The organism is Massilia sp. DD77 (assembly GCF_036961685.1).
Lineage (GTDB): Bacteria > Pseudomonadota > Gammaproteobacteria > Burkholderiales > Burkholderiaceae_D > Telluria.
Window position 1 is genome coordinate 89,621 of the sequence record NZ_JBAMDH010000012.1, and the last position, 15,325, is coordinate 104,945.

Sequence of the window (15,325 nt, forward strand, 5' to 3'; positions counted from 1 at the left end):
CGGCGCCGGCCTAGTCGTCCGCGCCCTCACCCGCCTTCGCCCGCGCCAGGTAGACCGTCTGGGTCGGGTAGGCGAAGTCGATCCCCTCTTCGGCGAAACGCTCGAACAGGGCGAAGTTGATCGCCTGCTGGATGTCCATGTAGGCGCCGTAGTCCGGGGTCTGGACGATGTACACGGTTTCGAAATCGATCGAGGAGGCGCCGTAGGACTTGCAGTGCGCGCGGTCGAACCTGGCCTGGGGCTGGGCCTCGACGATCTCGCGCAGCATGGCCGGAATCGCCAGCAGCTGGCGCTTGCCGATCTCGTAGGTCACGCCGATCGTGAACACGATGCGGCGCGTCTGCATGCGCTTGTAGTTGCGAATCCGGCTGCCGAGCAAGTCGCTGTTCGAGAACACCACCTGCTCCCCGCCCAGCCCGCGGATGCGGGTGGTCTTCAGGCCCACGTACTCCACGGTGCCGGCGATATCGTCGACGGCGATGAAGTCGCCCACCACGAAGGGCTTGTCGAGCACGATCGAGAGCGAAGAGAACAGGTCGCCCAGCACGTTCTGGAGCGCCAGCGCGACCGCGATGCCGCCGATGCCGAGGCTGGCGACCAGGGTCGTGATGTTCACCCCGAAGTTGTCGAGGATCATCAGGACGATGACGACCCAGATCGCGGTGCGCGCCACGAAGCCCAGCGCCGCGGTGGAGGTGGTGCTGGCCGCATCCTGTTCGCTGCGCCTGGCCCGGTAATGCTGCAGCCAGCCGTGCACGCCGATGTCGCCCCAGCGCGCCACCTGCAGCAGCAGCGCGGCGATCGCGATGCGCGCCAGCAGGGTAGCACTCTTGTCCGACAGGGCCAGCGCATGCGAGCCGGCATACAGGCCCATCGCCAGGACGAACAGCGGGTGGGTGGCGGCCAGCACCTTCGCCGCCAGGTCGTCCAGGTAGGTGGCCGTCGAGGCCGAGAAGGCGCGCAGGCGCTGCACCACCAGGCGCCTTGCCAGCAGGAGCAGCACGATCACGGCGGCGGCGATGCCGAGGGCGATGCTCCAGGCCACGAGGTCGTTGTCGAGTATCAGATAGTCCATGTCATTTGCTCCAGTCGGGATGCCGTTCGCCTCAGGCGGCCAGCGCATCCGCCGCGGCCGGCAGGATGGCCGTCGCCGCGCCGCCGGCGGCCGCGATGAAGTCACGGCCCCAGCGGGCCACGTCGTGCTCCTCGACGATCATCGCCATGCGCGCGGTGCGGTAGGCGCGTTCGTCCGCCCCCATGCTCAATGCCTCGTGCAGCGAGGCGGTCATGGCATTGGCATCGTAGGGATTGGTCAGCAAGGCGCCGTGCAGTTCGACCGCCGCGCCCGCGAACTCCGACAGGACCAGCACCCCGGAGCGGCCGCTGGCCTTCTTCGCCGCGACGAATTCCTTGGCGACCAGGTTCAGGCCGTCGCGCAGCGGCGTGATCCAGGCGATATCGCATGCGACGTAGTGCGCCAGCACCTCCTCGAAAGGCAAGGAACGGTAGAAATAGCGTACCGGAACCCAATCGAGGGTCGAGAAACGGCCGTTGATCCGGCCGACCGTGCGGTCCACCTCGACGCGCAGGCTTTCGTAGATTTCCATGCCCGGCGCGGCCGGCGTGATGACGTTCAGCAGCGTCACCTTGCCGATGTGCTCCGGATGGCACTCCAAAAGCCGCTCGAAGGCTTCGAGCTTTTCCAGCGTGCCCTTGACATAGTCGAGCCGCTCGATCGACACGATCCCGGTCGCGGCGCCCAGGTAGGCGCCGATCGCGCCCGCCTGGCGCTGCACGTCCGCGCTGGCGACAGCCTGTTCGATCATCGCCACGTCGGTGCCGACCGGATGCGCGCCCAGGCCGACCCGCCGCCCGCCGGCCTCGATCGCGGTCGTCATGGTATCGACGCCGAGCGCGCAGCCGTAGGTCAGGAAGCGCGGCGCGCAGGGCACGCCGCCGCGGGCGTCGACCGGCGCATGGGTGCGCACCGCATCGACGAAGTTCTCGACGTAGCGCGGGATATGGAAACCCACGTAGTCGCACTGGAGCAGGCTACCGATGATGTCGCGCCGCCACGGCAGGATGTTGAAGACGTCGCTCGACGGGAAGGCGGTGTGATGGAAGAAGGCGATGCGCAGGTCGGGCCGGAGCGGGCGCAGGTATGCCGGCACCATCCACAGGTTATAGTCATGCACCCAGACCAGCGCGCCTTCCGCCGCTTCACGTGCCGTGCGTTCGGCGAACAGGCGATTGACTTCCAGGAAGCGCTCCCAGTGCGCCTGCTTGAACTCGGCCTTGTCCGGGAAGGAGAAGATGATCGGCCAGAAGGCCTCTTTCGAGAATTTCTTGTAGAAGATGTCGATGTCCTCGGCCGTCAGCGCCACCCGCGCCGCCTTCAGCAGCGGATAGCGCTCCGGGTCGACCGCGACATGCGTGGCGAAATCTTCCGGCTCGCGGCTGGCTTGCTGCGACCAGGCCACCCAGGAACCGGCGCGCTCGCCTGCGAAGAAGCGCAGCAGTGTCGGAATGATGCCGTTCGGGCTGCGCGGGCGCCGGCGCCGCACGACGCCCTCCTCGGTCACTTCGTCGAACGGCTGGCGGTGATAGACCATCACCAGTTCGGCCTCGCCGCGCGGCGGCGGGAATGCCGCACGGGGCGAGGCCGGGGCGATCGCACCATGGTGGGCCAGGCCCTCCAGGATCCCGTCGCAACCTTCGCCTCCCGCGGCATGCACCAGCGGCCAGCGGCGCACCTGCTCCACCAGCGCCGGTTCGGCCCCGCCCACCACGATGCCGCGCAAGCCGGTCTCGTACATCGACAGGTCATTCAGCGTGTCGCCGGCCACGACCACCGTGGCGGGATCGAAACCGGCCGCTTGCGCCAGGCGCAGCAGCGCCGGGCCCTTGCCGACGCCGCGCGGCAGCACGTCGAGGTAGCGGCCGGCCGACATCAGCAGATCGCAGCCCAGGGCCTCGACCGCCGCCCGCAATGCGGGCGTGACGGCCTGTTCGCGCGCCAGGAAGGAACAGCGCCGTTCCTGGGGCACGCTCTGGCGCTCCAGGCCGGAGAAGCCGGCCAGGGCGCGCAGCACCGCCTGCGATCCCGGCCAGCGCGCGGCGATCTCGTCCTGCAGTTCGCCGACCGGGCGCAACGCGCCATCGACGATGGTGGCCCCGACATCGGCGATGATGTAATCGGGCATGGGGATCGTCGGATCGCTGAGCAGGGGCAGAATCGACTCGAGGCCGCGTCCGGTGACGAACACCAGGGTGGCGCCGGCGCGCGCGCCGGCGAACAGTTCGCGCACCTGGCGGCGCGCGGCGACACTGCCGGCCAGCAAGGTGCCGTCGAGATCGGTGGCGAGCACGAAGTGTTCCGGGTGGGGGCGTGGCGCCCATCGGGTTGGATTGGTCATGCTGATGGTCATCGTCCTCGTCCTTTTAGAGCGATGCGCTCGGCGCTACGGCGCCGACCTGGTGGGCGTGGCGGCAATGCCGCCACAAGGCGAACACAATCGAGCGCGTGGCACGCGCCGTCGATTGCCAGGAGTGGAAACAAGCGAAATAAAGCAGCCGCGCCGAAAGGATCAAGCCATGCGTTGACGGGCGAGAAAAATTATAACAAGAAAATTACATTGGCACAAATTTAAAGTATTTATTGACAATGTTACGCCTCGCCACCGGCCGCTGGATGAGCCGCTGAGCTTACCGATCGCGGTGCCAGCAGGCCGCATCCGGCAGCGATAACACCGGACGGCTTGCACGCCAGCGGCTCGGCCTGTCATTGGAAAGGCCAGGCAGGGAAGCCAGCAGCAGGCACGCCGACAGGCCGCCGCGCCGCAGGCGAACGCCGCTCCATTCGCCCAGGAATAGGCGATTTATGGAGTTAAGCGTTGTGAGAAAACAACTTTTTTCCTATAACTAAGCCATGTGCTGAACAGTGATATGTGCCGCACAGAACAAAAACTGGCTGTAGCGCTAGACTGTGCTGCATGTACACACCAAAGAAAATGGCGGCGGGGATCACGGGTGTAGCCAGCGTCCTGTGGCTGGGCCTGACGGCTGCGGTGGCGGCAAGCCAGCGCAGGCTGGTGTTCAATCCGACCGTGGAGCGCGAGGTGCAAAGCCCGCGCAGCAGCGGTCACCGCACCCGCCAGGTGGTACTGCGCTCCAAGGACGGCACCCGCCTGTGCGGCTGGCTGATGACGCCGCAGGTGCAGGGCCCGCGCCCGGCCGTGATCTATTTCGGCGGCCGTTCCGAGGAAGTGTCCTGGGTGGTGCGCGACGCCGGCAAGCTCTTCCCCAACATGACCGTGCTGGCCATGAACTACCGCGGCTACGGCGAGTCGCACGGCGACCCGGCCGAAACCCACATGATCGAGGACGGCTGCGCGTTCTACGACTGGCTGGCCGCGCGCGGCATGGTCGATTCCCAGCGCATCGCCGTCGTCGGCCGCAGCCTGGGCTCGGGTGTCGCGGTGCAGGTGGCCAAGGAACGCCCGGTGCACTCGGTGGTCCTGATCACGCCCTACGACTCCATCCTGGCCATCGCCAAGCGCCGCTTCCGTGCGATGCCGATCGAGTACATGCTGCGCCACCGCTTCGAGTCGATCAAGTACGCACCGTCCCTGAAGGCGCCGACCTATGTGCTGCGCGCCAGCGAAGACGACGTGGTGCCGCACTCGCACACCGACGAACTGGTGTCCAAGCTGGCCCAGCTGGTCGCGGACGACACCGTGCCGAATTCGGACCACATGAACATCCCCTACCTGGAGGCCACCCAGGCCCTGATCGCCAGCTTCCTGACGCGCCGGTTCAGCCAGCCGGTGACCCCGCCCGTGCTGCCGCCTGCCTCCGTGCCCGAACCGGCCGAGGCGAATAATTGTTGAATGTTGTCAGCACTTATATTTCCCTCGAATAAATTGCCAAGTAAAATGGTATTTGTCATCAATATGCCGCATGATGCATATTTGACAGGCTGAGCTGCGAGGGTCCAGGTATGGCGAACCATGCGCGGCACGCGGCCGATTTCTCCCCGAGTTTCCTGCGCATTTCCTGTTGCGACGGCGCGACATGACAAGGCTTCCACCGGAGAGATCGTCCCCGCGATACAAATCGTAACCCCACGAGCGTTCCCAGGCTGACACAATCGCGCTGCGCGATGACCCCGCCTCATTGGACGCCGTGGACGATGCAGCTTGCGCTGCCCGTCTCAAACGCAAGATTGCGGCGGGTACAATATCGCTATTCCAGGAGCCACTACATGAAATTCAAGTATCTCAGCATGACCATCGCGGCCCTCTGCGTCGCCGGCAGCGCCCTCGCGGCGCCGGGTGCACCGAAACTGGGCATGGTCTACGACGCGGGCGGCAAGTTCGACAAGTCGTTCAACCAGTCGGCGTTCGAAGGCCTGAACCGATTCAGCAAGGAGACCGGCATCAAGGTCTTCGAAGCGCAAGCCAGCAGCGATACGCAGGCCGAACAGGTCATGCGCGGCCTCGCCCGCAAGAAGCTGGACCTGATCGCCGCCATCGGTTTCTCGCAGACCCAGGCCGTCCAGAAAGTCGCCAAGGAATTCCCGAACGTGCGTTTCGTGCTGATCGACAGCATCGCGCAGGGCAACAACATCAACTCGGTGATGTTCAAGGAGCAGGAAGGCTCCTACCTGGTCGGCGTCGCCGCCGCCATGGCCTCGAAATCGAAGAAGCTCGGCTTCGTCGGCGGCATGGACATCCCGCTGATCCGCGCCTTCGCCTGCGGCTACGCGCAGGGCGCGAAGGCCCAGACTCCGAAGGTCGAGATCGTGCAGAACATGGTCGGTACCACCGCCGCGGCCTGGAACGACCCGGCCAAGGGCGGCGAACTGGCGCGCGCCCAGTTCGACCGCGGCGTCGACGTGGTGTTCGCCGTGGCCGGCGGCAGCGGCATGGGCACGCTGCAGATGGCCAAGGAAAAAGGCAAGCTGGCGATCGGCGTCGATTCGAACCAGAACTACCTGCACCCGGGCACCATGCTGACCTCGATGGTCAAGCGCGTGGACGTGGCCGTCTACGACTCCTTCATGGCGATGAAGAACGGCACCTGGAAACCGGGCGTCACCTACAAGGGCCTGAAGGAAGGCGGCGTGGACTGGGTGCTGGACAAGGACAACCGCAAGGTCGTCACGCCGGAGATCGAGAAGCGCGTCAACGGCGTGCGGTCCGACATCATCAACGGCAAGATCAAGGTCATCGACTACCGCGCCGGCAGCAGCTGCCCGGTCTGATTTTCCATTCCCATTAAAAAGCGCGCCGCACCGGTCTCCCGGTCCGGCGCGCTTTTGAATACTGAACAATGACTGATTCAATGCAGCCAGCCGTAGAATTTCGCAACATCAGCAAGGCCTTCGGGCCGGTGCAGGCGAACGCCGACGTCAGCTTCTCGATCGCCAAGGGCTCGATCCATGGCGTGATCGGCGAAAACGGCGCCGGCAAATCCACCCTCATGAGCATCCTGTACGGCTACTACAATGCCGACAGCGGCCAGCTCCTGATCGACGGACAAGAACGCACTATCCGCACCAGCCACGAGGCGATCGCGCTGGGCATCGGCATGGTGCACCAGCACTTCATGCTGGTCGAGAACATGACCGTGCTCGACAACGTGATGCTGGGCGCCGAGGGCGGATTCAAGCTGGCTGCCAAGCGCGCCGAAACAGAAGGCCGCCTGCGCGAGATCTGCGCCCGCTACCGCCTCGACGTCGACCCGCTGGCCACCATCCACGACCTGTCGGTGGGCGCGCAGCAGCGCGTCGAGATCCTCAAGCAGATCTATCGCAGCGCCGAGATCCTGATCCTGGACGAGCCGACCGCCGTCCTCACCGCCCAGGAAACCGCCTCGCTGTTCGAGATCCTGCGGCTGTTCAAGGATCAGGGCAAGACCATCATCCTGATCACCCACAAGCTGGGCGAGATCATGGAGATCACCGACCAGGTGACGGTGATGCGCGCCGGCCGCGTGGTCGGCGCCGTATCGACCGCCGAGACGTCGAAAGAGCAGCTGGCCAACATGATGGTCGGCCGCCCGATCGAGGGCAACCTGCCGCGCGCGCCCTACAATCCGGGCGACGCCGTGCTGAAGGTGGAGAACCTGCAGCTGCAGGACAAGAACAAGGTCAGGCTGCTGGCCGACATCGACCTGACGGTGCGCGCCGGCGAGATCGTCGCCATCGCGGGCGTCTCGGGCAACGGCCAGAGCGAACTGATGGAAATCCTGTCTGGCATGCGCCTGCCGACCTCCGGCAAGGTGAGCTTCCTGGGCAAGGACCTGCCCTACGCCGGCCGCTCCAACGCCGACGGCCTGCCCGCCGTGTTCCGCCAGCTGGGCATCGGCCACGTGCCGGAAGACCGCCTGCGCGACGGCGTGATCAAGGATTTCTCGGTGATGCAGAACACCGTGTTCGGCTACCAGGACCGGGTGAAGAACCGTGCCGGCCTGTTCGACTTCAAGGCCATCGCCCAGCGCTGCGCCCACCTGCTCGAGGCCTTTGACGTGCGTCCGAAGAACCCGGACCTGCGCATCGGCCTGCTCTCGGGCGGCAACCAGCAGAAGGTCGTGATCGCGCGCGAAGTCTCGGCCTGCCCGAAGCTGATGCTGGTCGGCCAGCCGACCCGCGGCGTGGACATCGGCACCATCGAGAGCATCCACACCCAATTGCTGCGCCTGCGCGACGAAGGCGTGGCGATCCTGCTGGTCTCGACCGAGCTGGAAGAAGTGCGCGCCCTGGCCGACCGCATCGTGGTCGTTTCGGGCGGCCGCATCACCGGCGAGCTCAACGTTGAAGAATTCGATACCACCCGCATCGGCCTGCTGATGGGCGGGATGCACAAGCACTGATCGCCAATGAGCATGAAAACCACTGAACTCCCACGCTGGGCCTCGGGCTTCGTCCTGCCGCTCCTGAACCTGCTGTCGGCGCTGCTGGTGGCGGCGCTCGTCATCCACCTGCTGGGCGAGAGCCCGGTCGAATCGCTGCAGATCCTGATCAACAGCGCCGTGATCAATCCGGAAGGCCTGAGCTACACGCTGTTCTACGCCTCGACCTTCGTGTTCACCGGCCTGGCGGTCTCGGTGGCGATGAAGGCCGGCCTGTTCAACATCGGCGCCGAAGGCCAGATGTACCTGGGCGGCCTGGGCCTGACCCTGGCGATGCTGGCCTTCGACGCCACGCTCTCGCCCTGGCTGCTGATTGCCCTGGCGATGGTCGCGAGCGCCGTGTTCGGCGCCGGCTGGGCTTTCCTGCCCGGCTACCTGCAGGCCAAGCGCGGCAGCCACGTGGTGGTCACGACCATCATGTTCAACTTCATCGCCGCCAGCCTGATGAACTACCTGATCCTGAAGCTCATCCCCGAGGGCGACCAGAACCCGGCCAGCCGCGTGTTCGCCGAAGCCGCGTGGATGCCGCGCCTGGGCGAGTGGTTCCCGGTGCTGGGCGACACCCCGCTGAACATCGGCTTCTTCTTCGCCATCGCCGCACTGGCGATCTACGGCGTGATGATCTCGCGCTCGCCCTGGGGCTACAAGCTGCAGGCCACCGGCCTGAACCAGCACGCCGCCCACTACGCCGGCGTGCGCATCAGCCGCACCATCATCGTCGCCATGCTGATCTCGGGCGCCCTGGCCGGCCTGGCCGCGGTGAATTCGATCCTCGGCTCGACCCACTACCTGAGCCTGAACTTCCCGGCCGGCGCCGGCTTCATCGGCATCGCGATCGCCCTGATGGGCCGCCAGAACCCGGTCGGCATCTTCCTGTCCTCGGTGCTGTTCGGCGCGCTGATCCAGGGCGGCTTCGACCTCTCGCTGGAAAAACCGAACATCCCGCAGGAGACCTTCATCTTCATCCAGGGCTTGATCATCCTGTTCTGCGGCGCGATGGAAAACCTGTACGCGCCGGCGGTCCTGAAACTGATCAACTCCACCAAGTCGCGCAAAGGATAAGCCATGGACGACTTCCAACTCGCCAGTATCGTCGTCTCGACGATCCGCAACGCGCCGGTCCTGATCTTCGCGGCGATGGCCGGCCTGTTCGCCGAACGCAGCGGCGTGATCGACCTCGGCCTCGAGGGCAAGATCCTGGCCTCGGCCTTCGTGTCGGCCGGCGTCGCCTATACCTACCAGGACCCGTGGATCGGCATCGCCGCCGGCATCCTGGCCTCGATGGCCCTGGCCATGGTGCAGGCCTTCGTGTCGATCACCCAGAAGGGCAACCAGCTGGTGGCGGGCATGGCGATCAACATCGCCATGAGCGGCCTGACCTTCGTGGTGGCGCAGTACTTCTTCCAGCAGGGCGGCCGTACGCCGGAACTGGGCGAGGCGCGCCTGACCGACGTGGTCCTGCCGGGCACCGCCGCGCTGGCTGACGTGCCCTTCCTGGGCTGGTTCTACGGCCACGTGATCGGCGGTCATTCGGTGCTGGTCTACCTGGCCTTCCTGCTGCTGCCGCTGGTGCACTGGGTGCTGTACCACAGCCGCTTCGGCCTGCGCCTGCGCGCCTGCGGCGAAAACCCGCATGCGGCCGACGCGGCCGGCGTGTCGGTGCAGCGCACCCGCTACACGGCCATGCTGATCGCCGGCGTGCTGTGCTCGTTCTCGGGCGCCTACCTGTCGATCGTCCAGAGCGGCTTCTTCCTGCGCGACATGTCGGCCGGCGCCGGCTACCTGGCCCTGACGGCCATGGTGTTCGGTAACTGGCGCCCCCTGCACACGGTGCTGGGCTGCCTGATGTTCGGCTTCTTCGGCTCGGTGCAGATCCAGATCGAAGGCGTCGACCTGCCGGTGGTGGGCCGCATCCCGGGGTCGCTGATCCAGATGATCCCGTATGTGCTGACCGTGATCGTGCTGGCCGGCCTGATGGCCAAGTCGGTGGCGCCCAAGGCGCTCGGACGGCCGTTCGTCAAGTCGCGCTGAGCGTATCGCCCGTTTCATTTAGCTCAAACCCGTCGTCCCCGCCTCCGCGGGGATGACGCTTTTCTAGCTATTGGCTACAAGCACTGTTACCCGTTCCCATCGAGTATTGCAGTATTTGTTAGCAATTGTGACTACCGTAAGCCTTTGTAAAGACCGTCAACACGACAGCCCGTGAGCCCGTTGAAGAGTCAGGTGACACGATAAACGTACGCCGGAACCTCAACCGTAAAGGATCATCACATGAAGCACACCATTGCTACCCTGATCGTTGCTCTGTCCGCCACCTCGGCTTTCGCCCAGACCGCCACCCCGGCCACGCCGGCCACCCCGGCCACCCCTGCGGTCGCAGCCACCCCGGCCGATCCGGCCGCGCCGGCGACCGACGCCGCTGCAACTCCGGCGACCGCCGCCACCCCGGCTACTCCGGCAACTGCCGCCACTCCGGCTGCCGACGACAAGGCGGATGGCAAGAAGGACAAGCACGACAAGACCAAGTCGCACAAGGATAGCAAGGGCACCAAGTAAGCTTCCCTCCATCCGGCCGGCTCCCCGCCGTCCGGGTGTCGCTGGCGCCGTGCGGCCTCGCCGCACGGCGTTTTTACATGGGCGGATCGATCGACTCCGCCCCGCTGGCGCGGCGGCTGGAACGCTTCCAGGTCCAGGCAAAGCCCACTCCCCCAGACACCCCCGACTCGCGCAGGTGCAGTGGACTATGCCGGTTCGCCGCGCCGCGATAGCTTTCAAAGCGCAGGAAGCCGAACAGGCGCAGGTCCGGATTGATCCTGCGCGTCCCGAATACGCCCAGGCGCGTCAGCAGCAGCCCCGCATCCGATGCATAGGCCGGCCGCAGCGCCGTCGCGTGTTGCGGCTGCACGTCGTAGAAATAGCGGTGGATGCGCTTGTCCCCTATCACCGCGCTCAGCTGTCCCTGGAAGGTCCAGGCGCCGCCCTCGCCGGCCCGTTCATAGACCAGGCGCGGCTCGAAGGTCCAGCCCTGGCGGCGCAGGCCGCCGCGGGCCTCGATCACGGCGCGCAGCGGCAGTTCCGCGCGCAGCCGGCTGGCGCGGTCGATATCGGCGATCTTCACTTTCAGGCGCGGGCCGAATTCGAGCAAGGTGCCGAGGTCCGGCATGCCGGCGCGGGCGTCCACGTCGCTTGATTCGGACGGCAGGGAACCGGCCAGCCCGACGTCGAACTCGAGCCGGTCGGAGCGGAACAGGCGCGCCCCGATGCCGGACTGGTCGGCGCGCAGGATTTCGCCCCGGTACAGGATGAAAGGCAACACCAGGCCGCGCGCCGAACGGTCGCCGGCGCCCGGATAGGCGGGCGTAGAGATCGCGGCGGCGCCGATGCCGAGCTCCCACAGCGGGAGATGGCGCTCGTCGCCGGCCTGGGCGGCGGCCGTCAAAGGCAAGGACAGGGAAACGGCCGTGCGGCAGACGGCCTTGAGGATGGCGTTCATGGCGGGCGGAGGCAATGATGGTGTCCCGCATTCTATCCATGACCGGGGGCGGAGCGCGCCGCGCACATCAAGCCGGCACGCAGGAACAGGGTCAGGCCGGCCCCGGCACCATCTGCAGCTCGACCTCGCCCGCCTCGGCCGCCGCGCCCAGGTCGCCGTGCACGCGGCTGAGGTCGGCACCCTCGCGCAGGCGCAGGAAACAGGTCGCGCGGTTGCGTCCGCCCGTCTTCGACAGGTAGAGCGCCAGGTCGGCCATGTGCACCGCGTCCATCCATTTCTGGTCCGGCCAGGCCGGCCAGGCGATGGCGCCGGCCGAGGCCCGCACCGTGATCTCCCGTCCCTCGTGCTTTACCGGCTCGCGTGCCAGAGCACTGAGGGCCTTGGCCGCGATGATCGGCAGCCCTTCGGCCGAGGTGCCCGGCAGCACCAGCACGAATTCCTCGCCGCCCCAGCGCACCACCGCATCCTGCTCGCGCACCAGGCTGCTCAGGCGCGCGGCAACGACCTTCAGCACCTCGTCGCCGGCCGCATGGCCATAGGTATCGTTGATGCGCTTGAAGTGATCGACGTCGAGCAGCAGGAGTCCGACCGCCGCCTGGTAGTGGCGGTCGCGCGAACGCCCGTGGACGGTGGCTTCCTGCTGTCCCATCAGCTGTTCGAAATGGCGGCGGTTGAAGACCCCGGTGAGCGGGTCGTGGATCGACTGCGAGGCCAGCGCGGCATTGTCGACCACCAGCGCCCGGTTGCGCCTGCGCACCCGGCGCAGCCACTGCACCAGCAGCGCCGCGGACAGCAGCAGCACCACGGCCAGCGCCGCCCACAGGCGCTGCTTCAAGGCGTGGGCGGTCACTTCCGCCTGCGAGCGCGCGTTCTGGAGCGACAGGCGTTCGATCTCGCGCGTCTTGCGCTCGGCCGAGAATTTCTCCTGGAGCTCGAGTACGGCCTTCTCGCGCTCGGCCGAGGTGATGTCGCCGGACAGCTTGACCCACTTGCGCAGCGCGGCCAGGGCTTCGCGGTCGCGTCCCACGCGTTCGAGCACGTTGACCTGTTCCGACAGCAGGTCCAGCACTTCGCGGCGTCCACCCGCTTTTTCGGCCTGCGCCATCCCCTGCTTCATCAGCGCCATGCCCTCGTCCACGCGGCCGCTGCGGGCCAGGGCGCTGCCGCGGTTGCTCAGGGCGAAGGCCAGGCCGATGTCGTCGCCCAGCCGCCGGGCCAGCTGTTCCGCGGCCAGGGTGGCGCTGATCGCCTGCGGGTACTCGCCGCGATGGATGTGGTAGGCCGAGAGATTGCTTTGCGCGATCTCCTCGAGCGCCTCGGTGCCCGGCGTGCCGTTGGTGATGCGCAGCACCTCGCGCAAGGCCTGGTATTCCTTGTCGCCCTGTCCCAGGGTGCCGTAGGCGTAGTTCTGGTTGACGCGGGACTGCGCCATCACGAAGCGAAAGCCGATGCGCTCGGCGAGCGCGTAGCTGTCCTGGGTCACGCGCAGGGCGCTGGCCATGTCGCTGCGCGCGAAGTGCACGCGCGCCAGCGCGTTCATCAGGCGCGCCTCGGCCGCCGGCAGGCCGGCCCGGCTGGCGGCTTCGACCGCCCGCACGCCCAGGTCCAGGGCCTGCTCCTCCTCGTCGAGCAGCGCATTCCCACGCGCCAGCGCGCCGAGGCGCTCGGCCTCGTAGCGCAGGTCGGCCGCCGGCGGCAGCGCCGCCAGCTGGTCGACCAGGGGTTTCACGGCGGCGCGCTCGTTGTTCACGTCCGCCCGGCCGATCCGCAGCGCCAGCAAGTGCGGGCCACAGGGCTGGCAGCGGCCGCCATCGGCCAGCCCCTTGATCTGCACCAGCGCGGCGTCGAGTTCCCGCTTGTGCTTGCCGTGGATGGCGAGCAGCGCCAGCATGGAATGATAGCGAAGCTGTTGCGCCACAGGCGCGGCGGCATCGGGACGCGCGCTCGCCGCCTGCAGGCGCTGCATGGCAAGGAGCGGCGAGGCGTAGCCGTGCTGGTCGAGGTCGTCGAGGGCCTCGGTGACCGTTTCCGCCGAGGCCAGGGCGCAGGCGCAACTCAGGAGGGTCGCCAGCAGTACACGTCCGAGCGACGGCACGCGGCGCGGCGCCGGCGTGGCGGACTGGAAATCGATGGAAAAACCGGGCATGAGCGCACGAGTCATTATTGTCCCGGACGCATTTTACGCCTGAGCCAATTGGCGCGCAGTCTTGTAGCCTGTAGGATACTCCGCAGCAGGAGTTTCAACGCAGGGCGGATCGACGCCATACAACCAAATGACCCGAGACAAAGAACAGGGCGGCTTCCGGGCGGAGCTATCCGCAAGCCGGCAATCGACGCTTGAACCACTCTTGCAGCGCAGGGAAGCCCTGTTCTTCGCCCTGCTCTGTCTCGCCATCTCGTTTTCCCTGATGTACACCACTTCATCCGGCTGGCTGCGCTATCTTGGCGCGGCATGTGGCCTCCTGTGCGGGCTGACGTTCGGGGTGTGCGCATTGCTGCCGGGCCGCCACTACAGGGGCATCGTCCTTCTCGAGGATGGTTTCGATCATTTCGCGGGTGTGTGGGGCAAGCGCACCCTGCGTTATGCGGACATCGACAGGATCGTCGCGATCCAGACCGGCGGTGGCGACGAAGGCGACGCCGTACTGCTTGAAGTCCACTGTGGAAAAACCCGGCGGCGAGTGACGGAGCACGACTTCTACGGCACGGACTTGCACCGCGTCCTGTTCGCGCTTCCCGGTTTCAAGCCGGAGCAATACCGGCGCGCGGCCGGCTACCGGCTGCGCGCACTCGAGCATGTCACCTTCAAGCGCTTCGTGGTGTTCGAGCGCCCCTGAAGGATACCGCCGGCGATCAGCCCTGCTCGGGGAAGATCGCCTGCAGCAGCGCCGCCAGGTTATACCCGCCCTTGATCAGCTGGGTCTTCGCGATCGCCGAGCTCGGCACCGGATAGTTGGCCGGCACCTCGAGCGCGAAGGTGTAGTAGATCTCGCCCTTCTTGCTGGTCTGCGCGGTCAGCTTGCCCGGCGCCACCTCGGCGTAGGCCAGCTTGGACACCACCAGCGCGTCGTCCGCCCATTGGTAGGGCCAGGTCATCGGGTCGCCCTTGGCCGTGGCGACCTGCGGCTTGCCCGCGATCGCGGCTTGCGCGAACTGTTCCGGGGTCTTGACCTGGATGCGGCGGAAGGCGTAGTCCACCGTGGTGCTGTCCCAGTAGGAATGGAAGGGCTTGGTCAGCGCCTTCGGCACGCCTTCCTTGACCGGAACCGGGTCGCCCGGCGGGATCAGGCCGGCCGCCAGTTCCACGATCTTCGCGTCGTCCAGCAGCAGGTTGTTGCCGCCGCGCGAATCGAAGATGCCGGTCTCGTCGACGTCGGCATGGGTCTTCGGCACCACGAACTTGCCGTCCTTGCTCACGAAGGCCGCGCCGACGTGCAGCGGCTGGTGGATATCGCCGGCGAAATGGGCCAGCAGGATCAGGGCCTGGCGCTTGGTGAACTTGTGCGGGTTCAGGGCGGGATCCGTCTTGCCCTGCAGGACGGCGATGCACTGCTTGAGCGTCTGCACGATGTCGACTTCCGAGGTGCCCACGCCGTGGTCATGGTACTTCTCGAGCTGGAAAGGCACGTCGGTGTAGTGGTATTCGCTGTGCTTCGGGTTGCCGGCCACGTACTCGACCATTTCCGGGGTCTGCGGGCCGCAGTAGCTGCCCTTCACGCAGTCGGCCCAGTTGGCGATCGACTCGAGCGACTCGCCCGGCCGCAGGAGCGCGGCGATCTGCTTCTGGGCGTAGCTGCCTTTGAGCAGCTTGTCGGCGATGGCGCCCACGGCGCGGTGGCCGTCGCGGCCCCAGGCCATGGCGTCGAAGGAGGCGAAGGCGCAGGTCACTGCCAGCACGCAAGCGAGTTTTTTCATTTG

Annotated in this window: 12 protein-coding genes; 7 read left to right on the top strand and 5 right to left on the bottom strand. The window is 66.7% G+C overall.

Going from position 1 to position 15,325, the window contains the following annotated elements:
- Positions 1-10: 10 nt before the first annotated feature.
- The gene (locus V7778_RS09030) at positions 11-1,075 is read right to left on the bottom strand and encodes a mechanosensitive ion channel family protein (protein ID WP_335554128.1); all 1,065 of its coding nucleotides are present in this window, start codon (positions 1,073-1,075) and stop codon (positions 11-13) included.
- A 31-nt stretch (positions 1,076-1,106) separates the two neighbouring features.
- A complete protein-coding gene (gene ggpS / locus V7778_RS09035; protein WP_335554131.1) occupies positions 1,107-3,416 on the bottom strand; it encodes a glucosylglycerol-phosphate synthase in 2,310 nt (769 codons plus the stop codon).
- A gap of 576 nt (positions 3,417-3,992) precedes the next feature.
- On the opposite strand from ggpS, the gene V7778_RS09040 reads away from it, so the two are divergent.
- From V7778_RS09040 to V7778_RS09065, 6 genes are all read left to right on the top strand, one after another.
- Positions 3,993-4,889, top strand: coding sequence for an alpha/beta hydrolase (locus tag V7778_RS09040; RefSeq protein WP_335554134.1), 897 nt, complete (start codon positions 3,993-3,995; stop codon positions 4,887-4,889).
- Between the two features lie 374 nt (positions 4,890-5,263).
- A complete protein-coding gene (locus V7778_RS09045; RefSeq protein ID WP_335554137.1) occupies positions 5,264-6,265 on the top strand; it encodes a BMP family lipoprotein in 1,002 nt (333 codons plus the stop codon).
- Between the two features lie 80 nt (positions 6,266-6,345).
- Positions 6,346-7,875 carry an ABC transporter ATP-binding protein gene (locus V7778_RS09050; RefSeq protein ID WP_335554140.1) on the top strand — a complete coding sequence of 510 codons (1,530 nt, stop codon included), beginning with the start codon at positions 6,346-6,348 and terminating at the stop codon, positions 7,873-7,875.
- Positions 7,876-7,887: 12 nt separating this feature from the next.
- Positions 7,888-8,976, top strand: coding sequence for an ABC transporter permease (locus V7778_RS09055; RefSeq protein WP_335554143.1), 1,089 nt, complete (start codon positions 7,888-7,890; stop codon positions 8,974-8,976).
- A 3-nt stretch (positions 8,977-8,979) separates the two neighbouring features.
- On the top strand, positions 8,980-9,945 hold the full coding sequence (locus V7778_RS09060; protein WP_335554146.1) for an ABC transporter permease: 966 nt from the start codon (positions 8,980-8,982) through the stop codon (positions 9,943-9,945).
- 240 nt (positions 9,946-10,185) lie between these two features.
- Complete coding sequence (locus V7778_RS09065; protein WP_335554150.1) at positions 10,186-10,470, top strand: hypothetical protein; 285 nt, start codon at positions 10,186-10,188, stop codon at positions 10,468-10,470.
- Between the two features lie 73 nt (positions 10,471-10,543).
- Here V7778_RS09065 and V7778_RS09070 read toward each other — a convergent pair whose 3' ends face one another.
- Both V7778_RS09070 and V7778_RS09075 read right to left on the bottom strand, forming a co-directional pair.
- The gene (locus tag V7778_RS09070; RefSeq protein WP_335554153.1) at positions 10,544-11,407 is read right to left on the bottom strand and encodes a MipA/OmpV family protein; all 864 of its coding nucleotides are present in this window, start codon (positions 11,405-11,407) and stop codon (positions 10,544-10,546) included.
- Positions 11,408-11,498: 91 nt separating this feature from the next.
- A complete protein-coding gene (locus V7778_RS09075) occupies positions 11,499-13,568 on the bottom strand; it encodes a GGDEF domain-containing protein (RefSeq protein ID WP_335554155.1) in 2,070 nt (689 codons plus the stop codon).
- 112 nt (positions 13,569-13,680) lie between these two features.
- Here V7778_RS09075 and V7778_RS09080 point away from each other — a divergent pair, with 112 nt between their 5' ends.
- The gene (locus V7778_RS09080) at positions 13,681-14,244 is read left to right on the top strand and encodes a hypothetical protein (protein ID WP_335554158.1); all 564 of its coding nucleotides are present in this window, start codon (positions 13,681-13,683) and stop codon (positions 14,242-14,244) included.
- A 16-nt stretch (positions 14,245-14,260) separates the two neighbouring features.
- On the opposite strand, the gene V7778_RS09085 is transcribed toward V7778_RS09080, so the two are convergent.
- Complete coding sequence (locus V7778_RS09085; RefSeq protein WP_335554161.1) at positions 14,261-15,322, bottom strand: S1/P1 nuclease; 1,062 nt, start codon at positions 15,320-15,322, stop codon at positions 14,261-14,263.
- Between the last annotated feature and the right edge of the window lie 3 nt (positions 15,323-15,325).